Annotated in this window: 17 protein-coding genes and 1 pseudogene; 10 read left to right on the top strand and 8 right to left on the bottom strand. The window is 73.7% G+C overall.

The window, feature by feature from the left end; translation table 11 throughout:
* Positions 1 to 28 precede the first annotated feature (28 nt).
* A complete protein-coding gene (locus tag ACFY9V_RS05535; RefSeq protein WP_355333809.1) occupies positions 29 to 787 on the bottom strand; it encodes an alpha/beta fold hydrolase in 759 nt (252 codons plus the stop codon).
* 357 nt (positions 788 to 1,144) lie between these two features.
* Here ACFY9V_RS05535 and ACFY9V_RS05530 point away from each other — a divergent pair, with 357 nt between their 5' ends.
* From ACFY9V_RS05530 to ACFY9V_RS05520, 3 genes are all read left to right on the top strand, one after another.
* Positions 1,145 to 2,356, top strand: a complete 1,212-nt coding sequence (locus ACFY9V_RS05530) for a SpoIIE family protein phosphatase (protein ID WP_355334674.1) — start codon at positions 1,145 to 1,147, stop codon at positions 2,354 to 2,356.
* Between the two features lie 242 nt (positions 2,357 to 2,598).
* Positions 2,599 to 4,377, top strand: a complete 1,779-nt coding sequence (locus tag ACFY9V_RS05525) for an ATP-binding protein (RefSeq protein WP_391159680.1) — start codon at positions 2,599 to 2,601, stop codon at positions 4,375 to 4,377.
* Positions 4,374 to 4,814, top strand: a complete 441-nt coding sequence (locus tag ACFY9V_RS05520) for a response regulator (RefSeq protein ID WP_355333804.1) — start codon at positions 4,374 to 4,376, stop codon at positions 4,812 to 4,814. The genes ACFY9V_RS05525 and ACFY9V_RS05520 overlap by 4 nt, the downstream gene beginning before the upstream one ends.
* A gap of 81 nt (positions 4,815 to 4,895) precedes the next feature.
* Here the strand turns inward: ACFY9V_RS05520 and ACFY9V_RS05515 are convergent, their stop codons facing one another.
* Entirely contained in the window at positions 4,896 to 5,726 is an 831-nt protein-coding gene (locus tag ACFY9V_RS05515; protein ID WP_391159679.1) for an NAD-dependent epimerase/dehydratase family protein, read from the bottom strand.
* A 249-nt stretch (positions 5,727 to 5,975) separates the two neighbouring features.
* On the opposite strand from ACFY9V_RS05515, the gene ACFY9V_RS05510 reads away from it, so the two are divergent.
* A complete protein-coding gene (locus ACFY9V_RS05510; RefSeq protein ID WP_391159677.1) occupies positions 5,976 to 6,908 on the top strand; it encodes a 5-dehydro-4-deoxyglucarate dehydratase in 933 nt (310 codons plus the stop codon).
* A 22-nt stretch (positions 6,909 to 6,930) separates the two neighbouring features.
* Positions 6,931 to 8,196, top strand: coding sequence for a hypothetical protein (locus ACFY9V_RS05505; protein ID WP_391159676.1), 1,266 nt, complete (start codon positions 6,931 to 6,933; stop codon positions 8,194 to 8,196).
* Positions 8,197 to 8,457: 261 nt separating this feature from the next.
* On the opposite strand, the gene ACFY9V_RS05500 is transcribed toward ACFY9V_RS05505, so the two are convergent.
* From ACFY9V_RS05500 to ACFY9V_RS05485, 4 genes and pseudogenes are all read right to left on the bottom strand, one after another.
* A complete protein-coding gene (locus ACFY9V_RS05500) occupies positions 8,458 to 9,393 on the bottom strand; it encodes a hypothetical protein (protein ID WP_391159674.1) in 936 nt (311 codons plus the stop codon).
* 253 nt (positions 9,394 to 9,646) lie between these two features.
* Positions 9,647 to 10,154: pseudogene (locus ACFY9V_RS05495) on the bottom strand (SigE family RNA polymerase sigma factor); the annotation flags it as partial.
* 140 nt (positions 10,155 to 10,294) lie between these two features.
* A complete protein-coding gene (locus ACFY9V_RS05490) occupies positions 10,295 to 11,062 on the bottom strand; it encodes a methyltransferase domain-containing protein (protein ID WP_391159672.1) in 768 nt (255 codons plus the stop codon).
* Between the two features lie 47 nt (positions 11,063 to 11,109).
* Positions 11,110 to 11,880 (bottom strand): IclR family transcriptional regulator, encoded by a 771-nt coding sequence (locus tag ACFY9V_RS05485; protein ID WP_355333788.1) that lies wholly within the window; start codon positions 11,878 to 11,880, stop codon positions 11,110 to 11,112.
* A 299-nt stretch (positions 11,881 to 12,179) separates the two neighbouring features.
* Here ACFY9V_RS05485 and ACFY9V_RS05480 point away from each other — a divergent pair, with 299 nt between their 5' ends.
* Positions 12,180 to 13,712, top strand: coding sequence for an aldehyde dehydrogenase family protein (locus tag ACFY9V_RS05480; protein WP_391159670.1), 1,533 nt, complete (start codon positions 12,180 to 12,182; stop codon positions 13,710 to 13,712).
* An 87-nt stretch (positions 13,713 to 13,799) separates the two neighbouring features.
* Here ACFY9V_RS05480 and ACFY9V_RS05475 read toward each other — a convergent pair whose 3' ends face one another.
* Both ACFY9V_RS05475 and ACFY9V_RS05470 read right to left on the bottom strand, forming a co-directional pair.
* Complete coding sequence (locus tag ACFY9V_RS05475; protein ID WP_391160570.1) at positions 13,800 to 14,180, bottom strand: DUF488 family protein; 381 nt, start codon at positions 14,178 to 14,180, stop codon at positions 13,800 to 13,802.
* Positions 14,181 to 14,324: 144 nt separating this feature from the next.
* On the bottom strand, positions 14,325 to 15,827 hold the full coding sequence (locus ACFY9V_RS05470) for an MFS transporter (protein WP_391159669.1): 1,503 nt from the start codon (positions 15,825 to 15,827) through the stop codon (positions 14,325 to 14,327).
* Between the two features lie 70 nt (positions 15,828 to 15,897).
* Between ACFY9V_RS05470 and ACFY9V_RS05465 the strand changes: the two genes are divergently transcribed.
* The 4 genes from ACFY9V_RS05465 (at position 15,898) to ACFY9V_RS05450 (ending at position 23,034) form a co-directional block, all read left to right on the top strand.
* Complete coding sequence (locus ACFY9V_RS05465) at positions 15,898 to 16,869, top strand: helix-turn-helix domain-containing protein (RefSeq protein WP_355333782.1); 972 nt, start codon at positions 15,898 to 15,900, stop codon at positions 16,867 to 16,869.
* A gap of 139 nt (positions 16,870 to 17,008) precedes the next feature.
* Positions 17,009 to 18,097, top strand: coding sequence for an amidohydrolase family protein (locus tag ACFY9V_RS05460; protein WP_391159666.1), 1,089 nt, complete (start codon positions 17,009 to 17,011; stop codon positions 18,095 to 18,097).
* Between the two features lie 416 nt (positions 18,098 to 18,513).
* Positions 18,514 to 19,743 carry an SCO1860 family LAETG-anchored protein gene (locus tag ACFY9V_RS05455; protein WP_391159664.1) on the top strand — a complete coding sequence of 410 codons (1,230 nt, stop codon included), beginning with the start codon at positions 18,514 to 18,516 and terminating at the stop codon, positions 19,741 to 19,743.
* Positions 19,744 to 19,878: 135 nt separating this feature from the next.
* A complete protein-coding gene (locus tag ACFY9V_RS05450) occupies positions 19,879 to 23,034 on the top strand; it encodes an ABC transporter substrate-binding protein (protein WP_391159663.1) in 3,156 nt (1,051 codons plus the stop codon).
* The last annotated feature ends 4 nt before the right edge of the window (positions 23,035 to 23,038 follow it).

Here is a 23,038-nt window from a genome sequence, read left to right as displayed (position 1 = left end):
TCGGACCCGTATCGGCAGCCCCGTACCCTCACACCCGCACGCCCCGCCCGTCACCGGCGGTCGCGGGCACGTCGAGGCCGTCCGGGGAGCCGGGCGGCAGGGCGAAGGCGGAGGCGACCTCGGGCGGGAGCGCGGACAGGCCGAGCAGGCCGCAGACGGCCCGGGTGGTGAGCGCGTGCCAGACGGCCGCCTGGCGCAGCATCGCGTGGTCGCCGCCCGGCAGCACGAAGCGGCACACCTCGGCGCCCTCGGCCCTGGCCCGCTCCGCCATCCGCAGCGACTCCACGGGCGAGGTGATCCGGTCGGCCTCCGCGTGCAGGAACACCAGCCGGGCCGCCGAGAGCTGCTCCACCGGCTCCCCCGGCAGGCACCAGGGGGCCAGCGCCACCGTGCCGACCACCCCGTCCGTACCGGCCACCCGCAGCGCCGCCCTGCCGCCCATGGAGTGCCCGACCATCACGACCGGCGCCCCGCCGGTCCGCCGGGACAGCTCCGCCAGCGCGTCGGCCGCGTCCCGCGCGGCGTCCGCCCGCTCCCCGTTCCAGCCGCGGTGCCGGTAGCGGGCCTCGGCGAGCACCACCCGGCGGCCCCGCGTCGCGCGGGCCAGCGCCCGGACGAAGGGGCGCATCCGCAGCCCCGGCGCGTTCAGCCGGGACGGCCGGCCCATACCGCGCTCCCGGCCGCCGTGCAGCACCAGCACCGCCGCCTCGGGGGCCGCCGCGGAACGCCGCATCACCAGGCCCCGATACCCCGCGCGTGCGCTGTCGCCGTCGCGGTCCTCTGCCACCCGTGCCTCCACCCGTGTCCGTTCCCTCCGCCGACGTGCCGTGACAGGTACGAACGGACGTTCCGGAATCCCCGTTCCGCCGTACCCCGTCAATCCTCCGTCATTCGTAGCGACGACGGTTCCGGATGGGTCGCGCGGCGGACCCGACGCACAGGTTGCCGGATCGAACAGGGGTCCGGAGGCTCCCGCATATACGCTCCTGCCCTGGGCAAGTACGCTCAGCGCAATCTCAATGGTCGGGCAGCCGAAGGCGGAGGAAGAAACGTGGTGCAGAGCGGCCCGGTCGGAGTTCCGGCCGGACTTCCGGTGGGCATCCCGCACACCCGCGACGGGCGTGACAGCCGTGATGTTCGTGACATTCGCGACAGTCAGAGTCCGCGCACGGCGCCGCCCGCCTCCTTCGGGCAGTCGGGCCCCGCGACGGTCCTGCTGGTCGAGGACGACGACGGCGACGCCCTGCTCGTCGAGGAGTACCTCGCGCTGAGCGACGCCGCGACCCAGGTGGTCAGGGCGAGCAATCTCGCCGAGGCGCTGGAGCTGCTGGCCCGCCGCGCCGCGCCCGAGTGCGTCCTGCTCGACCTGCACCTGCCCGACGCCTTCGGCGTGGACGCGGTGTCCCGGCTGCTGAAGGACGCGCCCGGCGCGGCCGTCGTGGTGCTGACCGGTCTGTCGGAGGAGGACGCCGGGCTCGCCGCGGTCGCCTCCGGCGCCCAGGAGTACCTGTCCAAGAGCGCCCTCGAACCCCAGTCGCTCAGCCGCGCCATCCGCTACGCCGTCCAGCGCAAGCAGATCGAGCGCGCGCACGTGGCGCTGCGCGAGAGCTCCATGCGGGCCGAGGAGAACGCCCGGCTGGAGCGCGGGCTGCTGCCCACCCCGCTGCTGCGCGGCGACGACTGGCAGGTGACCACCCGCTACCGGCCGGGGCGCGACCACGCGCTGCTCGGTGGCGACTTCTACGACGTCGTGCAGACCGAGGACGGCACGGTGCACGTCGTCATCGGTGACGTGTCGGGGCACGGCGCGGCCGAGGCGGCCCTGGGCGTGTGCCTGCGGGTCGCCTGGCGGTCCTTCGTCCTCGCCGGCACCCGCGGCGCCGAACTGCCCGGCATGCTGGAGCAGATGCTGGTCGCCGAGCGCGCGGGCGAACACGTCTTCGCCACCCTCAGCTCCCTGGAGTTCGCCCCCGACCGCACCACCGTCAAGATCGTCAGAGCCGGGCATCCGGGCGTGCTGCTGCGCCGCGGCGCCGACGTCCAGTGGTGGGAGCCGGCGTACGGGCCCGCGCTCGGGCTGCTGCCGGGGCAGGGCGTCTGGCCGGTGACGACCGAGACGCTGGACGGCGCGTCCGTGGTCCTGTTCACCGACGGCCTCTTCGAGTGGCGGTACGGCGACGGGCCGGAACGGCTCGGCGAGGACGGGCTGTTGGAGCTGGCCCGGAAGAACGGCGCACTCCCCGCGGAGGCGTTCGTCGACGCCTTGATCAACGCGGCCGAGACGGCGACGGCGGGGCGCGGCGGTCTCGAGGACGACGCGGCCGTGATGCACGCGGGATGGCGGGCGAGGTCATGACGGAACACCCGCCCGTGTCGGGGCCCGGTTCGGAGCCGACGGAACCCACGGCGCCCGCGCCGGAGCCGACGCCTCAAGCCGCTGCCGGGGCCGCGCCCGCTTCAGGGACCGCGCCCGTCGCCCAGTCCACGCCCGATCCCACGCCAGTTCCGGAGTCCGCGTCCGTGCCGCATCCCCCGACCGACCCGCCGCCCGTGTCCGAGCCTGAGGCCGTATCCGAGTCCGTATCCGAAGCCGGGCCCGTGTCCGAGAGCGCGCCCGTACCCGGGCCGCGGTCCGAGTCCGGTCCCGACGTCGAACCCGCTCCGGACGTCGAACCCGCGCGGGATACCGATCCCGCGCCCGACGTCGTGCCCGCCCCCGTACCCGCTCGCGGGCAGAAGGCCCCCCGGACGAGGTCCGGCTTCCGGCCGCGCGAGAAGGGCCGGATCACGGTTCAGGGCGCGTTCAACCTCGTGCTCGGCGGGATGACGCTGCTCGTCCTCGTCTTCGCGGTGATCGGCGCGCAACTGCTCGCGCACACCACGTCGATCTCCGACCACCTGGCCAACCGGGTGCAGCCCGCGCGGGTGGAGGGGGTGCGGTTGCAGACCGCGCTGCTGGACCAGGAGACCGGCGTGCGCGGCTATGTGCTCACCCATTCGGCGGAATTCCTCCAGCCCTACACCGAGGGCCTCGCGGACCAGAAGACGATCACCGCCAGGCTGCGCCCGCTGATCAGCGGCAACAAGCGCGCCTCCGCCGACCTGCTGGCGCTGGAGGAGGCGGCCGACCGCTGGCGCACCACGTACGCGCTGCCGCTCATCGAGCACGCCCGCGAGGGCCTGCCCGCCTCCGCCGACACCTCGCTGCTGGACAGCAGCAAGCGGGGCTTCGACACCGTACGCACCCAGTTCACGATCCAGGACACGCATCTGAAGGAGGACCGGCAGCACAGTCAGGATCAGTTGCGGCGCGTGCGCAACGAACGCGACGCGGTGTTCCTGGCGATGCTGGCCTGCTTCCTGGTGGCCATGGTCTTCCTGGCGCTGCTCCTGCGCCGGATCGTCGGCCTGCCGCTGGGGCGGCTGCGCGACGACGCGCTGCGGGTCGCGGGCGGCGACTTCGACACCGGGATCGAGCCCAGCGGCCCGGCCGATCTGCGGGTGCTGGCCGAGGCCGTGGAGGCGATGCGCAGCGGTATCGCGGGCGCGCTGGCCGAGGCGCACGGCCAGCGCGGACTGCTGGCCGCCCAGGCGGCGGAGCTGACCGAGCAGGCCGAGGAACTGCGCCGCTCCAACGCCGAGTTGGAGCAGTTCGCCTACGTCGCCTCGCACGACCTCCAGGAGCCGCTGCGCAAGGTCGCGTCCTTCTGCCAGCTCCTGGAGAAGCGCTACCGGCACGCGCTGGACGAACGCGGCGTGCAGTACATCGACTTCGCGGTCGACGGCGCCAAGCGCATGCAGATCCTCATCAACGACCTGCTGGCCTTCTCGCGGGTGGGCCGGGCGCAGGACGACCACCGGCCGGTCCAGTTGGAGAACACGCTCGACCAGGCGCTGTACAACCTCGCGGAGCGGCTGGAGGAGTCCGGGGCGCGCGTCGAGCGGCCCGCCGTGCTGCCGGACACCGTCGGCGACGCGACGCTGCTGGCCCTGGTCTGGCAGAACCTGATCGGGAACGCGATCAAATTCCGTTCCCCCGACCGGCCGCCGGTGATCACGGTGGAGTCGGGAACCGCCCCCGACGGCACGCTCGTCTTCAGCGTCACCGACAACGGCATCGGCATCCAGGAGGAGTTCAGCGAGAAGGTCTTCGTGCTCTTCCAGCGGCTGCACAGCCGCAACACCTACGAGGGCACCGGCATCGGCCTCGCCATGTGCCGGAAGATCATCGAGCACCACGGCGGGCGCATCTCGGTGGACAACGAGTACACCGGCGGCACCCGCATCCGTTTCACGCTGCCCGCCGGGGCAGAAGAGTCACCTGACCAGGCGGCGGCGCCTGGCATCGAGGGAGCAGAGGGAGCACCGCGCGTATGAGTCAACCCGTACAGCCGATCGAGGTCCTGCTGGTCGAGGACGACGCGGGCGACGAGCTGATGACCCGGGAGGCGTTCGCCGACAACAGGATCGGCAACACCCTGCACGTGGTCCGCGACGGCGAGGAGGCGCTGGACTTCCTCTACCGGCGTGGCGCCCACCAGGACGCCGTGCGGCCCGACTTGATCCTGCTCGACCTCAACCTGCCGAAGTACGACGGGCGTCAGGTGCTCGAAATGATCAAGGGCGACCGGGACCTGGCCATGATCCCGGTGGTGGTGCTCACCACGTCCGCCACCGAGGAGGACATCCTCCGCAGCTACAAGCTGCACGCGAACGCGTATGTCACCAAGCCCGTCGACGTGGAGCAGTTCATCAGCGCGGTGCGGCAGATCGACGACTTCTTCCTGTCGGTGGTACGGCTGCCCGGCCGCTGAGCGGCCCGCGGGCGGCGCGTCCGCGCAGGGTCCGTACGGTTCCGCGCGTCCACCTGTACGTCTCGCCACGCGTCTCGCCTGTCAGTACGGCCAGATCGGGGGGTCCGTGCAGAACGGGCCGCCGAGGTTGGCGTGCGCGGGATTGTCCGGGTCCAGCTCGCCCTGCTCGGCGATGAGCTTCGCGGCGAACGGCTCCGAGTCGTCCCGCGGTTCGTACCCGAGCGCGCGGGCGCCCGAAAGGTCCCACCACAGGCGGGTGTTGGCGGAGCTGCCGTAGACGACGGTGTGCCCCGTGGTCCCGGCGCTGAGCGCGGCGTGGAAGAGCCGGGCGCCGTCGGCCGGGCTCATCCAGACCGACAGCATCCGCACCGACGTGGGTTCGGGGAAGCAGGAGCCGATGCGTACGGAGACGGTGTCGATGCCGTGCAGGTCCGCGTAGAGCTGCGCCAGGTCCTCGCCGAAGCACTTGGAGAGCCCGTAGTAGGTGTCGGGGCGGCGCGGGGTGGTGATCGGGATCAGCGCCTCGTCCGGCACCGGGGAGCCCTGCGGCCGCGGGGTGAAGCCGACGGCGTGGTTGCTGGAGGCGAAGACGATCCGGCGGACGTTCTCCTCGCGGGCGGCCTCGTAGAGGTGGTAGGTGCCCTCGATGTTGCCGCGCAGGATCTTGTCGAAGGAGGACTCCAGCGAGATCCCGGCGAGGTGGATGATCGCGTCGACGCCGCGCACCGCCTCGCGCAGCGCGTCCCGGTCGGACAGGTCCGCGGTGATCACCCGCGTGCCGTCGGGCGCCCCCTCGACCGGGCGGACGTCGAACAGCCGCAGGTCGTATCCGTACGACGGCAGCAGGCCGCGCATGAGGGTGCCGAGGCCGCCTGCGGCGCCGGTGAGCAGGACGGTGCGGGGAGCGGGCATACGGGGTCTCCGTGTCTGGCGGGGGCTTCGCTGACCTCAGGGGTCACTGTAGACGGCTGACGTCCGCCGTGGGTATGTCTATGGACGACGTTCAGGTATATGGACACTTCCTGGCGGTGGGCGCGGGCGGCGCTGGGGCTCTTGGAGGTGCTCGTCGGCTTGACCCGCCCAGGTCACCTCGCCTAGCGTGGCAGCGTTCATGAATATAGACATGGATCAGATGAGCGCACAGACTTCAGGGGGAACCCGATGACCTCACCCGCCCTCGCCGAGCGCCTCGACGGCCTGCTGTTCTTCCCCGTGACGGCCTTCGGCCCGGACGGCGCTCTCGACCTCGACGCGTTCCGCGCGCATGTGCGCGCCGGGGTGGAGGCGGGTGCCGCCGCCGTCTTCGCGTGCTGCGGCACGGGCGAGTTCCACGCGCTGTCCCCCGAGGAGTTCCGCGCGTGCGTCGCGGCGGCGGTGGACGAGGTCGCGGGGCGGGTGCCGGTGGTGGCCGGGGCTGGATACGGGACCGCGCTCGCCGTCCAGTACGCGCGGCTCGCCGAGGAGGCGGGCGCCGACGGCCTGCTCGCCATGCCGCCCTACCTCGTCGTCCCCGGCCAGGAGGGCATGCTGCGGCACTACGCGGCGCTCGCCGCGGGCACCGGCCTCGATGTCATCGTGTACCAGCGCGACAACGCTGTCTTCACCCCCGAGACGGTCGTCGAACTCGCCAAGGTGCCCAACATCATCGGCCTCAAGGACGGCCTCGGCGACCTCGACCTGATGCAGCGGATCATCAGCGCGGTCCGCACCGAACTCCCCGGCCAGGACTTCCTCTACTTCAACGGCGTGCCCACCGCGGAACTCACCGGCCTCGCCTACCGCGGCATCGGCGTACTCCTCTACTCCTCCGCGGTCTTCGCCTTCTCGCCCGAGATCGCCCTCGCCTTCCACAAGGCGCTCACCACCGGCGACGACGCCACCGTCAACACGCTGATCGACGGCTTCTACCGCCCGCTGGTCAACCTCCGCAACCAGGGCCGGGGTTACGCCGTCTCGCTGGTCAAGGCGGGGGTACGGATGCGCGGCCTGGACGTCGGCGAGGTCCGCCCGCCGCTGTCGGAGCCGTCCGCCGCGCACGTCAAGGAACTGGCCGACCTGATCGAGCAGGGCCTCGCGCTGCTCGGCGACCGCTGAACGGGCCCCGGACATGCCGACCATGAGGACTTCCGCCTTCGTCTACCCCTGGGACGTCGTGGGTGACCCCGAGGCGGCCGAACGGATCGCCGCCCTCGGCGTCCAGCAGGTCACCCTCGCCTCCGCCTACCACTCCACCCGCGCGCTGACCCCCCGTCACCCCCGGCACCGGATCGTCACCGCGGAACACTCCGCCGTGCTCTACCCGCCCGACGAACAGCGCTGGGAGGGAAGGGAGTTGCGGCCCTACCCGGCCGGGAGCTGGGCGAGGGGCGGGGCCGGGTTCGGGGCCGGGTCCGGGGCCGGGGACAGGGGCGGAGTCGGTACCGAGGCCGGGGATTTCGACGGGGACGGCGGCGGGGACGCCTTCGGTACGGCGGCCCGCGCGCTGGCCGCCGCCGGGCTCGACGTCCACACCTGGGTCGTGCTCGCCCACAACTCCCGCCTCGGCGCCGAGCATCCGGCCACCTCGGTGGTCAACGCCTACGGCGACCGCTACCCGTGGGCGCCCTGCATCGCCCAACCGGCCGTCCGTACCTACCTGGTGGACCTCGCGGCGGAGGCCGCCGTACGCCCCGGCGCGGGCGGCACCGAACTGGAGTCCCTGGGCTGGTACGGCCTCGCCCACCTGCACGCCCACGACAAGATCGCCGGGGTGCCGCTCGGCGACGCCGCCCAGTACCTGATGTCGCTGTGCTTCTGCGCGCACTGCCGGGACGGCTACGCCGGGCTCGGCGCCGATCCCGCCGACGTGGCCGCCGCCGTCCGCCGCGCGCTGGCACCCGTCTTCGAGGGGGACGCCCCGGGCGACGCCGCAGGGCTCCCGGCGATCGAGAGGCTGCTCGGCGCGGAGTTGACGGCGCTCACCCTCACCTGGCGTACACAGACGGCCGGTTCGCTCCAGGAGCGGGCCGTGGCCGCCGTACGGGCCGCCGCCGCGCCCGGCTTCCAGGTGCTGATGCACGCCGACCCGGCGCCGTACCGCTGCGGCGCCAACGCGGGCGTGGAACCGGCCCGCGTCCTGGCCCACGCCGACGGGCTCGTCCTGCCCTGCGCCGGCGGTCCGGCCGCCCGCGAGGCGATGCTGACCCCGCTCGCGCCGCACCGCCGCGAAGGCACCGTACTGGCGGCGAACCTCACCGTCGTCTCCGGCATGGGCGGCAGCCCCGGCACGCTCGCCGAGGACGCCGCGCACGCCGCCGCGCTCGGCGCCACCGAACTGCGCCTGTACCACGCGGGCCTGGCCTCGGACGCCGACCTGAGGGCCGTACGGTCGGCGCTGGCCTGAGGCGCGGAGCCTTCGCGGGCGCGCGCTGACGGCACGCGCCGACGGCACGCGCCGACGACGGCCCCGCGCGGCGCGGGCACGCCGTGGGCGGGCGGGAGCACGAGACGGGCCGGGGCGCGGCGATCATGGGGGTACCGCCGCGCCCCGGAGCGTCACCCTCAGGTGAGGCGGGAGGGCTGTGCGTACTCAAGTCGCCACCGGGGCACCGGAGGTTGCCGCGTATGACGCGAATATTTCCGGCGGGCTACGGGAGCCGTCCGGTCAGAATCCGCCGTCGACCGACGACGTGCCGTCGGGCCCGGTCCAGCGGGCGGTGTACGTGTCGCCGCCGGTGGCGCGGGCGCCCGCCGCGTGGTTGAACTGGCCCGAGAACGTGTACGTGCCGGGCGCCAGCGTGTTGTCCGCGTCGAGCGTCCAGCGGTAGACCAGCTCCGCGCCCTCCACGGTCACCGTGGGGTTCGTGCCGCCCGAGACGGAGGTCCACGAACCGGTGCTGCTGACGCCTTCGGTACGGGCCACGCGCAGTTCGACGCTGAGCGTCGTGAGCGGCTTGCCGGTGGTCAGCACCACATCGCTCTGCGTCCAGTAGTCGTTGCTCGCGCTGTCCACCGAACCCCGCGCGGTCAGCGTGCCGTTCCGCGCGGTCTCGACCGAGCCCGGCGCGCCGCCGTCGATGCCCGAGGTGGTGGCCGCCGACGACGGGGGAGTGCCGGTGGGGGAGGACGCGCCGCCGGACGGCGTGCCCGTGGGACGCGTACCGCCGGTGCCGCCGTGGCGGCCGGACGGGTGCGACGACGCGGCCGGTGAGCGCGGCTGCGCGGTGGGGGAGTCGGTGCCGACCGGGCTGGAGGTCGCGGAGTGCGTGACGCCGGGCCCGCCGGAGGTCACCACGGACTGCGTCGGCTCGCCGTTGCCGGTCACGGCGCCGACCGCGAGGCCGCCGAGGCCGATCGCGCCCGCGACGGCCGCCGTCACCGCGGCGATCCGCATCCACGGCGCCCCGGTCCCGCCGCCGTGCCCGTCGGACCGCCCACCGGTGCGCGGCGGCTCCGCCATCCCGTGCCCGGCCATGTCGCGTTCCGCCATGCCCTGTTCGACCCGCGCCAGCATCCGCTCCCGGTCCGGCCGGTGGGACCCGGCCGCGTCCCGCAGCCGTTCCGGCAGCTCGGCCCTGTCGGTCCCGGTCCTGTCGGCCATCACACTCCCCGTCCCGTACGAGTACGAGCCGCAGGACCCGCCGCACCCATGATGCGCGCCGCGCCGGGGCCGGTGACGACCGGGCCCGAGGCGCCGGGGACGGCGGGGCCGGGAACAGGGCCCGCACCGCCGGGGGCGCCCGCGCCCGGAACCGTACCCGCGCCCGGCACCGTAGCGGCACCCGGCACCGCACCGGCACTTGGCACCGCCCGCACCCCGTCGCCCGCGGCCGGGTCCGGCTCGGCGCCGCCCGTCCGCGGCGCGAGCAGCCGCTCCAACTCCGCGACGCCGCGCGACGTCTGGCTCTTCACCGTACCCACCGAGATGCCGAGCACCGCCGCCGTGTCCCGCTCCGACAGGTCGAACGCGTGCCGCAGCACCACGCACGCCCGCTTGCGGAACGGCAGCCGCTGCAACGCCTCACGCACGTCGAGCACGGCCGGTACGTCGGGACCGTCGGTCCGGTCCTGCGGCTGCGACCAGAACAGCGCGATCCGCCGCCGCTCCCGTACCGCGCTGCGAATGCGCGAGCGGGCCAGATTGGTCACCACACCGCGGGCGTACGCGACCGGGTGGTCGGCCGCCCGCACCCGGTCCCAGTGCCGCCACATGGCGACCAGGGCGTCGGCCGCGAGATCGTCGGCCGCGTCCGCCTCACCGGTCAACAGGTGTGCCAGACGCGCCAGTTCCGCGTAGTGCTGCTCGAAGAACGCGTGGAAATCAGCGGCGGCGTCGGCGTCGTCGCCGATGGCTGTGCCCACGGTCACCTCTTCCTGCCCGGACCTCCCCGCCACGGCGCGGCGTGAGCGTAGCAGCGGTGGAAGGCCATGGGCAGAGGTCGGGAAACAGCACTTCGGCGACGGGCGGCGAACCCCGGATCAGCAGGCCGGCTGACGGCTCGTCACGTCAGGGCGCAGCGCTGTACCCGGGTGACGATCTCCAGGTCGAAGGGGCCGCCGGAGGTCTCGGGACGGGACGTCAGATAGTCCCTGATCCGCCCCACCAGCGCCTCGCGCTCGGCGGGTTCGAGCACCAGGACGTGGGAGTGGGTGGCGACGGTGGCCAGCAGCGAGTCGACCGTCTGCGGCTGCCGGTGCGGGAACTCGCCGTGTTCGACGGGCGTGAAGCCGGTGTGCCGGTCGATGCCCTTGCCCGGCCGCCAGTCGATGTACGACACCCGGCTCGCCGTCACCTTGTTGAGCCCGGCGATCCACTCCACCCGGTCGTCGTCGGTGTTCCACAGCGCGCCCAGCGTGCCGCCGGGCCGCAGCACCCGCGCGATCTCCGGCATCGCCCGCTCCTGGTCGAACCAGTGGAACGCCTGCCCCACCACGACCGCGTCCACCGAGGCGTCCGCCAGCGGGATCGCCTCCGCGCCGCCCGCCAGCGCCGTCACCGACGGCAGCAGCCGCTCCAACTCCGCGCGCATGCCGGGGTCCGGCTCCACGGCGGTGACCCGGTGCCCGAGCGCCACCAGTGACTGGCTCAGCTTGCCGGTGCCCGCGCCGAGGTCCAGCACGTCGAGCGTGCCGCGCTCGTCGTCGGTCGCGTGCAGCGCCCACCGCACGCCCGCCACCGGGTAGTCGGGCCGGTGCGCGGCATAGGCGGCGGCCTCGGCGCCGAAGGAGGAGGCCCGGCGGGCGAACATCTGGGTATCGGATTCGCGCATGCCACCGACCCTACGACGCCGACCCTACGACGCCGGCCGTACGACCGTCAGAGGCGGCGCGTGGCGAGCAGCAGCCGGTCCCGCGCGTCGAAGAGCGTGTCCTTGATCATCTGCTCGTGCCCCGGGGTCAGCCGGGCCACCGGCACCGAGCAGCTCACCGCGTCCCGCGCGGGCGTGCGGTACGGGATCGCGATCCCGAAGCAGCGCAGCCCGAGGGTGTTCTCCTCGCGGTCGACGGAGTAGCCCTGTTCGCGGATCTGGGCCAGCTCCTCGATCAGCTTCTCGCGGTCGGTGTGGGTGTGCTCGGTCAGCGGCTCCAGCGTCTCCGGCAGCAGCTTGCGCACCTGCTCGTCGGTGTACGTGGCCAGCAGCGCCTTGCCGAGCGAGGTGGAGTGCGCGGGCAGCCTGCGCCCGACCCGGGTGAACGGCCGCAGGTAGTGCTGCGACTGCCGGGTGGCCAGGTAGACCACGTTGGTGCCGTCGAGGCGCGCGAGGTGGATGGTCTCGCTGGTGTCGTCGGACAGCCGGTCGAGCGTGGGCCGGGCGGCGGCCACCACCTCGTCACCGTCGATGTACGAGGTGCCGACCAGCAGCGCGCGCACGCCGATGCCGTACCGCGTACCGGTGGCGTCCGTCTCGATCCAGCCGAGGTCGACCAGGGTGCGCAGCAGCATGTACAGGCTGGACTTCGGGTACCCCACCGACTCCTGCACGGCGGCCAGGCTGTGCATGCCGGGGCGGCCCGCGAAGAACTCCAGCAGTTCCACCGTGCGGACCGCGGACTTGACCTGGGAACCGGCTCCCTCGGCAACAGCCATCGCGTACGACCCCTCTAAGACGTTCGTGGTGCTCGTTCAGTCGTGCTCGTGTGTGGTGCGTGTTCGTCGTGTCTGTCTGTCGTGCTTGGTTGTCGTGACCGTTCGTGGTGCGTGTCCGTCGTACGTCACGTCGTGCGTGCACGTCGTGCGTGTCCGTGCGCGCGCCGTGCCCGGCGCCCGCCTTGTCCGGCCGGGCCCGTGGACGTAGGCTCCGGACGATCGGTGATTCATATCTGAAGACGTTGTTCAGTATAGAGAACGATGCCGTCGTGCAGTACGGAAATGTGGAGGTTCTTCCGGTGGCAGTACCAGTCTGGAGCGTCGACCCCCGAACCGGGAAGCAGCGGGAGCAGGTCGCGGTGGAGGCCACGGCCGACGAGGTCGACGCCGCCGTGCGCGCGGCGGCGACCGCCGTTCCCGCGCTCGCCGACCGCAGCGTACGCTCCCGCCTGCTGCGCGGCGCCGCCGGGCTGCTGGAGGACGAGGGCGCGGCGGTCATCGCGGCGGCCGACGCCGAGACCGCGCTCGGGCTGCCCCGCCTCACCGGTGAACTCGCCCGCACCGCCTATCAGTTGCGCGCGTTCGCGGATGTGGTCGACGAGGGCGGCTATCTGGACGTGATCATCGACCACGCCGACCCGGCGGCCCAGCCCGTCCCGCGCCCCGATCTGCGCCGCTACAAGATCCCGCTCGGCGTCGTCGCCGTCTACGCGGCCAGCAACTTCCCGCTCGCCTTCTCCGTACCCGGCGGCGACACCGCCAGCGCGCTCGCGGCCGGGTGCCCGGTCGTGGTCAAGGCGCACCCCGACCACCCCGCCACCTCCGCGCTCTGCGCCGACATCCTGCGCCGCGCCGCCGTCGCCGCGGGCCTGCCCGCCGACATCGTCGTCCTGCTGCACGGCTTCGAGGCCGGGGTCGAGCTGGTCAAGCACCCGCTGGTGGCCGCGGCCGGCTTCACCGGCTCGGTCCCCGGCGGACGCGCCCTCTACGACGCCGCCGCCGCACGACCGCGCCCGATCCCCTTCCACGGCGAACTGGGCAGCCTCAACCCGGTCGTCGTCACCGAGGCCGCGGCGGCCGAGCGCGCCGAGCAGATCGGCACCGGGCTCGCCGGTTCCTTCACCCTGGGCGTCGGCCAGTTCTGCACCAAGCCGGGCCTCGTCCTGGCCCCCGGCGGCGAGCACGGCGACCGGCTGGTGGCCGCGCTCACCGGCGCCGCCTCGGACGCGGGCCCCGGTGTGCTCCTCGACGCCCGCATGCGCGACAACTTCCTCAAGGGCGTCGCCGCCCGCGCCGCCCTGCCCGGCGTCGAGACCCCCGTCACCGCGGGCGACGGCGGCGAGCACGCGGTGCGGCCCGGCTTCGTCACCGTCGCCGCGGCCGACCTCACCGAGCAGGGCGCGTACGACCTGCTCCTCGAGGAGTGCTTCGGGCCGCTGACCGTCGTCGTACGGTACGGGTCCGCCGCCGAACTGGCCGCCGTGCTCGACCGGTTGCCGGGCAGTCTCACGGCGACCGCGCACCTCGGTACGGAGGAGGCCGGGCAGCCCGGCGGCGAGGCGGCGGCGCTGCTGGCCCGGCTCACCGGCCTGGCCGGGCGCGTCCTGGTCAACGGCTGGCCGACCGGTGTCGCGGTGGCCCCCGCCCAGCACCACGGCGGCCCCTACCCGGCCACCACCTCGACCTCCACCTCCGTCGGCGGCACCGCCATCGAGCGCTGGCTGCGGCCGGTGGCGTACCAGGACACCCCGCCCGCACTGCTGCCGCCCGAGCTGGCCGACGCCAACCCGCTGGGCGTCCCGCGCCGGGTCGACGGCGTCCTGGTCAGGTGATCCCCGGGGGCACGTCGGTACGTGCCCCGGGCCGGACTGGCCCCGAGGTCCCGTCCGGTGCCGCCGGACGGGACCTCGGGGCATGTCCTAGGGCGTGTCCGTGAGATGGGCCAGGAGCACGGGGACGTGGCTGTGCTCCGGGTCCTTCACCGCCGTCAGCAAGGTGACGCTCCCGGCGCGCGCCTGCTCGCGCAGCCGCTGGGTGACGGGGACCTGCTCGGGACCCGCCAACTCGGCCCGGTAGCGCCGCGCGAAGTCCGCGTGGCGGTCCGGGTGGGCGTGGTACCAGGTGCGCAGCTCGGCCGACGGCGTGAGCACCTTGCACCAGTCGTCCACCGCCGCCCGCTCCTTGGACACCCCGCGCGGCCACAGCCGGTCGACCAGCACGCGCAGGCCGTCCCCGGCGTCCACGTCGTCGTAGATCCGCCGCACCCGGAAACCCGTCGCCGCGCCCGCGTCCTTCGCCATCCCGTCCGCCTCTCCGCTCCGTCTCACCCCTTCCAGTCCACGCCTCCGGCCGCCGATCCGCCACCGCGTCGGGACCGGGCCGCCTTGTCGGGACCGGGCGGTCTTGTCGGGACCTGGCCGCCCGGTCGGTCGCGGGCCACCGGGTCAGGAGTCTGCCGGGCGGCCGGGACGCAGGGCCGCCGCCGTGGCGACGGCGGTGACGGTCAGCAGGGCGGCGGACAGCAGGAGGCAGACGCGCATGCCGGACAGGAAGCGGTCCCGGTCCGCGACCAGCGCGCCGAAGGCGGCCACGCTCAGGGCGCCCGCGATCTGGCGGCCCGCGTTGAGCACCCCGGCCGCCAGCCCGGCGCGGTCGGCGGGGGTCGCGTCCAGCAGCGCGGCGGTCAGCGGCGGTACGGCGAGCGCGCCGCCGAGGCCGAGCGGCACCATGACGACCGCGAGCAGCGCGGCCGGGGTGCGGGCGGTGACCGGCAGCAGCACCAACAGCCCGGCGACCATGAGGAGTTGACCGGCGAGCATGGGCAGCCGGGCGCCGATGGTGGCACCTCCCGCCGAAGGCGGGGAGAGGGCGGACAGCCTGCCCGAGACGATGTTGACGGCGGGGATCAGCGCCGTCATGGGCAGGAACATGAGCCCGGCGCCGAGCGGTGACTGGTCGCGCACCTGCTGGAAGAAGAGGCTGAGCACGAAGATCATCCCGTAGAAGGCGAAGCTCAGCGCGGCGCCCACCGCCACACAGACCGCGACCGTACGGTCCCTGAACAGGCCGAGCGGCACCACCGGATGCGCGCTGCGCGCCTCGATCAGGAAGAAACCGGCGAGGACGGCCACCGCGACGGCCGCCGCCACCAGCCCGAGCCCGCCGCCCTCGATGACCGCGAAGGTCAGCGCGGCCAGCCCCAGCACCGCCGTGAGCTGCCCCGGCACGTCCAGCGGCGCGGGCCTTCGCGGCGAGCGGGGTGTCCGCGCCAGCAGCACGGCGGCGAGCAGGCCGACCGGCAGGTTGATGAAGAAGATGGCGCGCCAGGACCACGCCGAGGTGAGGGCGCCGCCCGCGACGGGCCCGAGTGCCACGGCCGAGGCGCCGCCCGCCGCCCACAGGGCGATGGCGCGGGCCCTGCCGATCCTGCCGGACGCCGCGCCGGACGGATGCGGGGTGGACCCGGCGTCCGGATACGCCTGCCGCACCAGGGCGAGCGAGGCGGGCAGCATCACCGAGGCGGCCGTGCCCTGCACCACGCGGGTGCCGATCAGACCGCCGAGGCCGGGCGCGAGACCGCACGCGGCCGACGCGGCGGTGAAGACCGCCATGCCCGCGCCGAAGGCGCGCCCGGCGCCGATCCGGTCCGACAGCGCCCCGGTGGAGAGCATGAAGGCAGCGAAGACCAGCGTGTAGCCGTCCACGACCCACTGGAGCGCGGCGAGGCCGCCGTGCAGATCGGTGCCGATGGACGGCAGGGCGACCGTCACGACCGAGGCGTCCAGGGTGATCACGAAGAAGCCGAGCAGGGCGGCGGCCAGGGTGCGGCCGGGCGAGGGTACGGGCGCGGACGAGGGTGAGGGTGCGGGCGCGGGCGCGGGTGCGGCGACGGGTTTCCGGGCGGCGGGCGGGGCCGCACAGTCCGGACCGGAGAGACGCGGAGACATGCGATCAGCGTGGCCGCGGGCGTCGCCCTACAGTAGTGGCCTGAATGCCACGGTCCCGGAGGTTCTGGCCATGCCCTTCACGTGTCCCCGCCCGCACCGGGTCGCGGTGATCGCCGCGCGGCCGGTGTCGATGTTCAACCTCGCCGTGCCGGAGATGCTGTTCGGCAAGGTCCGGGTGGACGGCGGGCCCGGCTACGAGGTGGAGTTGTGCACGTCTGACCCCGGCAGCGTCGGGACCGGCGGCGGGGCCGAGCTGGTGATCGGGCAGGGTCTGGACGCGGTGGAGCGCGCCGACACGGTGGTCGTGGCCGGGACCGGGTCGCGGGAGGACCCGGACCCGCGTGTCGTGGCCGTCCTGCGGCAGGCCGCGCGGGCGGGCAAGCGGGTGGCGTCCATCTGCACGGGCGCCTTCCTGCTCGCCGAGGCCGGACTGCTCGACGGCCGCCAGGCCACCACGTACTGGGAGTACACCGGCCAACTCGCCGCGCGTTACCCGGCGGTGGTCATGGAGCCCGACGTGCTCTTCGTCCAGGACGGCCAGATGCTGACGTCCTCCGGATACGCGGCGGGCATCGACCTGTGCCTGCACATCATCCGCACCGACTACGGCGCGGCCGTCGCCAACACGGTGGCCCGGCTGGCGCTGGTCGCGCCCGTACGGCACGGCGGGCAGGCGCAGTTCACCGACACACCGCTGCCCGCGGAGACCGGCACGTCGCTCGCCGCGACCCGCGCCTGGGCGATGACCCGGCTCGACGCGCCGCTCACCCTCACCGACCTCGCCCGGCACGCGGCCGTCAGCGTCCGCACCCTCAGCCGCCGCTTCCACGCCGAGACCGGACTCAGCCCGCTCCAGTGGCTGCTGCACCAACGCGTCGAGCGGGCCAAGGAGTTGCTGGAGACCACGACCCTGCCCGTCGACCAGGTCGCCCGCGCCAGCGGTCTCGGCACCGCCGACTCGCTGCGGCAGCACCTGCTGCGCAGGGCCGGGCTGACGCCGAGCGACTACCGCGCGACGTTCACCCGCCTGACGACGGCCTGACCTCTGGCCGGTGGGCGGCGGCGCTTCTCGCCGGTCCGGGGCGTCCGGCGGCGGCGCCCTTCGCCGGTCCGGGCCGTACGACCGTACGACCGGCGACCGTACGACCCGTGACCGCCGGGTGCCTCGTACAGTGCGGTGCATGGGTGAACGCGACGTGCTGCACATCAAGGGACGGGTGCTGGTCGGGCCCGACGAGGTCAGGGACGAGCTGTGGGTGGTCGGCGGGCGGATCAGCTACGACCGCCCGGCCGCGGCTCCGGCCGCGACCGTCACCGGCTGGACCCTGCCGGGACTGGTCGACGCGCACTGCCACGTGGGACTCGACGCGCACGGCGCCGTCGACCGCGACACCGCGGAGAAGCAGGCGCTCACCGACCGGGAGGCCGGCGCGCTGCTGCTGCGCGACGCGGGCTCGCCGAGCGACACCCGCTGGACCGACGACCGCGCCGACCTGCCCAAGATCATCAGGGCGGGCCGCCACATCGCCCGCACCCGCCGGTACATCCGCAACTACGCCCACGAGATCGAGCCCGGCGACCTGACCGCGTACGTACGCCGCGAGGCGCGTCGCGGCGACGGCTGGGTGAAGCTGGTCGGCGACTGGATCGACCGGGAGGCGGGCGACCTCGCGGCGTGCTGGCCGAAGGACGCCCTCACCGAGGCCATCGCCGCCGCGCACGAGGAAGGCGCCCGCGTCACCGCGCACTGCTTCGCCGAGGACTCGCTCGCCGACCTCGTCGCCGCGGGCATCGATTGCGTCGAGCACGCCACCGGACTCACCGAGGACACCATCCCGCTCTTCGCGGAACACGGCGTCGCCATCGTCCCCACCCTGGTCAACATCGCCACCTTCCCCGCCCTGGCCGCGGGCGGCGAGGCCAAATTCCCGCGCTGGGCCGACCACTTGCGACGGCTGCACGCCCGCCGCCACGACACCGTGCGCGCCGCGTACGACGCCGGTATCGCCGTCTACGCCGGTACGGACGCGGGCGGCAGCCTCGCCCACGGCCTGATCGCCGACGAGGTCGCGGAGCTGGTCGCCGCCGGGCTGCCCGTCAACGCCGCGCTCTCCGCAACCACGTGGGGCGCCCGCCAATGGCTGGGCCGCGAAGGGCTCACCGAGGGCGCGCCCGCCGACCTGGTGGTCTACGAGAGCGATCCGCGCGCGGACGTACGGGTGCTGGCGGCGCCGCGGCGGATCGTGCTGCGCGGCACGGTCGTCGTCTGACGGACCGTCAAGCTTCCTCGGGACCTTTCGCGGTCACACCGTCCCGTTCGCCGCGCGCAGACGGTCGCGCCGCGCCGCTCGCGGACGCCTCCCGTGTACACCAGGGCCGTTCGACGTGCGAGGACGTGAGTTGACCGACCGTGACGTACGGGAGCCGGGACGCGTTAGGCATCCTCGCGCCCGCCCGGGGCGTCAACCGAGGTGAGGGGTGTCATCCCGTGGTCCGGGTGACGCGGGGGAACGGTCGTGCGGCGAGATTCGAAGAAGTTCACGGAAACCACCCTTATGGGTGAACTGACGCCGTGTGCCCGCCAGTTCACCCTCCGTGCGTAAACATTGCCGGGTCGAGGTCCCCGGCGGCTGTCCCCAACAGTCGTGCGCCGGGGACTCCATGCCACTTGTGGGGGTTTTCCACCGTGTACCGCACCATCAACATCAGCCTGCCCGCACGCCGTTCGGCCGCCGCCATCGGCGCCGCCGTCGCCCTCGCCGCGGGCACCCTCGCCGTAGCGCCGGGCGCGCAGGCGACCCCCGCGCCGTCGGGCGGCGGCACGTCCACCGCGACCGTGCTGCGCGCGGGCCTCGACGTATCGCTGCTGAACAAGACCGTGGACGTCCCGGTGAATGTCTCGCTCAACGATGTGAAGGCGCCCGCCGACGCGAAGGAGACCGCGCTGACCGTGAAGGTCGGCAGCGGTGTCGAGCAGGGTCGTGAGATCAGCATCCTGCGGGCCGACGTCGCGACGGCGAACGCGACCGCCGACCGTTACAAGGCGGAGGGCTACGCCAACGTGGCCAAGGCCGAGGTCCATGTCCCCGGACTTCCGCTGCTCTCGCTGATCAAGCTGGACGCCGTCACGTCCAAGGCGACCTGCCAGGTGGGCCACAAGCCCACCGCCAGCTCGAAGCTGGTCGGGGTGACGATCCTCGGCAGGACCATCTCGCTCAACGCGGTCGGCACCACCGACGTCCGCGTCGGCGGGGTCGGTGAGGTCAGTCTCCAGCTCACCAACACCGTGACCACCTCCCGAACGGCCGCCGCCACCGCCCTTCAACTGAAGGTCCACATCAACCCGTTGAACCTCGGGGTCGCCGAGGTCACCGGTGACGTCACGCTGGCGCAGGCCACCTGCCGTACACCCCAGGCCGGCGGCTCGACCGGGGGGTCGACGTCGGGCGGCAACTCCGGCGGCTCGACGAACGGCGGTTCCACGAACGGCGGCTCGACCAACGGCGGTTCCACGAACGGAGGGTCCACCAACGGCGGTTCGACGAACGGCGGCTCCGCCAACGGAGGTGCCACGAACGGCGGTTCCACGAACGGGGGGTCCACCAACGGCGGCTCGACCGGCGGCTCCACGGGCGGTCACTCCACCGGCGGCTCCACCTCCGGCTCGTCCAACGGCGGTTCCAGCGGTACGTCCGGCTCCGCGGGCACCTCGGGCGGCTCCACCTCCGGCGGCAGCAACACCCACCCGCAGACCGGCACCGACACCTCGGTGAACACCGGCAACCTGGCCGAGACCGGCGCCAGCTCCTCCACGCCGTACATGGCGTACGGCGCCATCGGCCTGATCGCGGTGGGCGGCGGGGCCTTCCTGCTCACCAACCGCCGCCGCAAGGCCGCCGCTTCGCGCGGCGAGTAGTCCGGCCCACCGGGGGGATCGGGGGAATACAGGGGAGGGCGGCTCCGCTCCGGGAGCCGCCCTCTACTCTGTTCCCTACGAACGGCGGCTCGACTGCCGTTCGACTTGGGGATGGGCGAACGGGGCGAACGAGTAATGGTCGACGGGCTTTTCGCGGGTCGTTACGAACTGGCGGAGCTTCTCGGCTCCGGCGGAATGGCCCGGGTGCACCGCGCCCGCGACACCCGCATGGGCCGCGCCGTCGCGGTCAAGACGCTCCTGCCCGAACTGGCCAGCGACCCCGACGCGCGCCGCCGGTTCGCCCGCGAGGCGCAGGCCGCGGGAGCGCTCAACCACCCCGGCATCGTCACCGTCCACGACCAGGACGAGGTCCGCACCGACGACGACACCGTGGTGCCGTACCTGGTCATGGAGTACGTGCGGGGCAGCACGCTCGCCCAACTCGTCCGCGAGCAGGTCTGGTTCGCGCCCGAGCGCGCGGCGCGCATCGCCGCCGACGTGCTGGACGCGCTCGCCCACGCGCACAGCCACGGCACCGTCCACCGCGACGTGAAGCCCGCCAACGTGATGATCACCACCGAAGGCGCCGTCAAGGTCGCCGACTTCGGCATCGCGCACGTCCTGCACAGCGACGCCCGGCTGACCGCCACCGGCTCGGCGATCGGCACGCCCAGCTACATGTCGCCCGAGCAGATCAACGGCGTCGACGTCGACGCCCGCAGCGACGTCTACGCGGTCGGCTGCGTCCTGACCGAACTGCTCACCGGCAGACCGCCGTTCACCGACGGCAACCCGATCAACCTCATGTACTGGCACGTCCACACCCCGCCCCCGGCCCCGTCCGCCCGCAATCCGCGGGTGCCCGAGGAGTTGGACGCGCTGGTGCTGGCCGCGCTCGCCAAGGACCCGGCCGAGCGGCCCGAGGGCGCCGCCGCCTTCCGCGACCAACTGCGCGGCTGGCTGGCGGCCACCGGCTCCTCCGCGCTGACCGGACCCGCCGCGGAACCCGCGGACGGCGGTTCGGGCAAGCGGTCGTCGGCGGCCGACCCCCGGGCGACCTTCGGAGTGCCGGGCGCCGGGCTGCCCGCGCTGCCGCCCAAGGCGGACCCGGCCGGAGCAGGCACGCCGCCGCGGGCACCGCGGACCCCCGCCGGGTCGCCGGGCACGCCTTCCCCGTCCGGCGGCACGCCCTCGCCCTCGTCCGGCACCCCTTCCCCGTCCTCCGGCACCCCCGCACCCTCGTCCGGCACTCCCTCCCCGTCCTCCGGCACTCCCTCCCCGTCCGCGGGCCGGGGCTCGTCCATACCGCCCGCCGCCGCGAGCGACGCGACCCCGCCGCCGCGTGCGGCCGGCTACCTCCAGCCGGAGCACCCCGCGTACCGCGCCCCGCAGCGCCCGGTGCCGCCGCAGTATCTGCCGAGCACCCCGCCGCCGCTCAATGTGGGCAGGCCCGCGGAGCCGTCGCGGGGCGGGGCCGGGCGCCGCCGGCGGATGGCGGGCGCGGCCGGCCTGGCGGTCACCGCGGTCGCCGTGACCGTGACGCTCACCTTCGCGCCGTTCGGCGGCAAGAAGCACGGCGACGACAAGCCCACCGACAAGCCGACCGTGCAGAACGCGGCGCTCCAACTCCACGGCGGGAAGGAGGGTTCCGGCTACAGCGGCGGGCTGAACGGGGTGGTCAGACCCTCGACGGCCACCGGCGGCACGCTCAAGCTCATCTCCTCCTACGCCTCGGAGAATCTCCTCGACCCGGCTGCCACCTACGACCAGCCGTCGTGGAATCTCCAGCGCCTCTACCTGCGCAAACTCGTGGACTACGCGCCCGCGCCCGGCGGTGCGGGCCGCAAGGTCGTCCCCGACCTCGCCACCGACACCGGCCAGGTCAGCTCCGACGGCCGCACCTGGACCTTCCGCCTCAAGGACGGCGTCACCTTCGACAACGGAGCGCCGATCACCTCCAAGGACGTCAAGTACGGCATCGAGCGGACCTTCGCCCGCGACGAGTTCCCCGGCGGCCCGACCCACCTCGTGGACCTCCTCGACCAGGGGCAGAACTACCAGGGCCCGTACACCGACAGCGACCCCGGCAAGCTCGGCCTGCGCTCGGTGGCCACACCGGACGACCGCACGATCGTCTTCCGGCTCGCCAAGCCCTACGCGGACTTCCGCTACGTCCTCGCGCTCTCGATCGGCGCGCCCGTCCCGCAGTCCGCCGACACCGGCGGCGGCAAGGACTTCGGGAAGCACCCCGTCGGCAGCGGCCCCTACCGCGTCGCGAGCTACACCTCGGGCGCCTCGCTGCACCTGGTCCGCAACACCCACTGGGACCCCAGGACCGACACCGTGCACTCGGCGCTGCCCGACGCGATCGACCTGAAGATCGTCAGCAGTCAGGACGAGGTCGAGACCGACCTGCTCGACGGCAGCGCCGACCTCGACCTGGCAGGCCAGACGGTCAGCGACCAGACCGAGACCAAGATCCTCAACGACCCGGCGCTGAAGGCCAATACGGACCTCGTCTTCAACGGCACCACCCGCTTCCTGAGCCTCCAGACCACGGTGGCGCCCTTCGACCGGTACGAGTGCCGCTGGGCCGTGCAGTACGCCATCGACAAGGCGCAGGTCCGCGCCGTGCTCGGCGGGCAGTACGCCGGCGGCGAGGTGGCCACCACGATGCTGCCGCCGACCACCGACGGATACAGCACCTCGGCCACGCCCTTCGGCACCAACGCGGGGGTGTCGTTCCCCGACGAGGCACGCAAGTACCTGGGCAAGTGCGGCAAGCCCAACGGCTTCACCGTCACCATGGCCGGGGTCAAGGCGCCGGGGCGGGTCGAGGACGCCATGCAGTCCATCCGCGGTTCCCTCGCCGAAGTCGGCATCACCGTCAAGATCGTCACGCAGGACGCCAGTACCTTCTACGACACGCTGCTGTCGCCCAGCAAGCTCAAGAGCGCCAAGTGGGGCATCGTGATGACCGGATGGGCCGCCGACTGGCCCACCGGCGGCGGCTTCCTGCGCTCGCTGATCCAGCCGGGCAGCATCAACAACTACGCCCAGCTCGACGACAGCGAGATCAACGGCCTGGTCACGCAGGCCGACGGCGTCACCGATCCGGCCAAGGCCGCGTCCCTGTGGCAGGCCATCGATGCCAAGGTGATGGGCGAGGGGACCATGGTCCCGCTGATCTACACCCAGCACCTCGTCTACCGCGCCCCCCGCCTCACCAACGTCTACGAGCAGCCGGTCCTCGGCGGCGTCGACCTCACCGCCCTCGGCGTCAAGCAGTAGGCAG

The sequence above is a fragment of the Streptomyces sp. NPDC008317 genome, from assembly GCF_042955955.1.
GTDB lineage: Bacteria > Actinomycetota > Actinomycetes > Streptomycetales > Streptomycetaceae > Actinacidiphila.
Note: the sequence above shows the minus strand (reverse complement) of the source record. Positions and strands in the feature narration are given on the sequence as shown.

Bases quoted from the DNA above. Each gene is read 5' to 3' on its own strand.
- ACFY9V_RS05500 (WP_391159674.1), bottom strand. From the start codon at position 9,393: ATGGCCGACAGGACCGGGACCGACAGGGCCGAGCTGCCGGAACGGCTG.
- ACFY9V_RS05490 (WP_391159672.1), bottom strand. From the start codon at position 11,062: ATGCGCGAATCCGATACCCAGATGTTCGCCCGCCGGGCCTCCTCCTTC.
- ACFY9V_RS05475 (WP_391160570.1), bottom strand. From the start codon at position 14,180: ATGGCGAAGGACGCGGGCGCGGCGACGGGTTTCCGGGTGCGGCGGATC.
- ACFY9V_RS05515 (WP_391159679.1), bottom strand. From the start codon at position 5,726: ATGCCCGCTCCCCGCACCGTCCTGCTCACCGGCGCCGCAGGCGGCCTC.
- ACFY9V_RS05505 (WP_391159676.1), top strand. From the start codon at position 6,931: ATGAGGACTTCCGCCTTCGTCTACCCCTGGGACGTCGTGGGTGACCCC.
- ACFY9V_RS05520 (WP_355333804.1), top strand. From the start codon at position 4,374: ATGAGTCAACCCGTACAGCCGATCGAGGTCCTGCTGGTCGAGGACGAC.
- ACFY9V_RS05470 (WP_391159669.1), bottom strand. From the start codon at position 15,827: ATGTCTCCGCGTCTCTCCGGTCCGGACTGTGCGGCCCCGCCCGCCGCC.
- ACFY9V_RS05485 (WP_355333788.1), bottom strand. From the start codon at position 11,880: ATGGCTGTTGCCGAGGGAGCCGGTTCCCAGGTCAAGTCCGCGGTCCGC.
- ACFY9V_RS05460 (WP_391159666.1), top strand. From the start codon at position 17,009: ATGGGTGAACGCGACGTGCTGCACATCAAGGGACGGGTGCTGGTCGGG.
- ACFY9V_RS05510 (WP_391159677.1), top strand. From the start codon at position 5,976: ATGACCTCACCCGCCCTCGCCGAGCGCCTCGACGGCCTGCTGTTCTTC.
- ACFY9V_RS05465 (WP_355333782.1), top strand. From the start codon at position 15,898: ATGCCCTTCACGTGTCCCCGCCCGCACCGGGTCGCGGTGATCGCCGCG.
- ACFY9V_RS05450 (WP_391159663.1), top strand. From the start codon at position 19,879: ATGGTCGACGGGCTTTTCGCGGGTCGTTACGAACTGGCGGAGCTTCTC.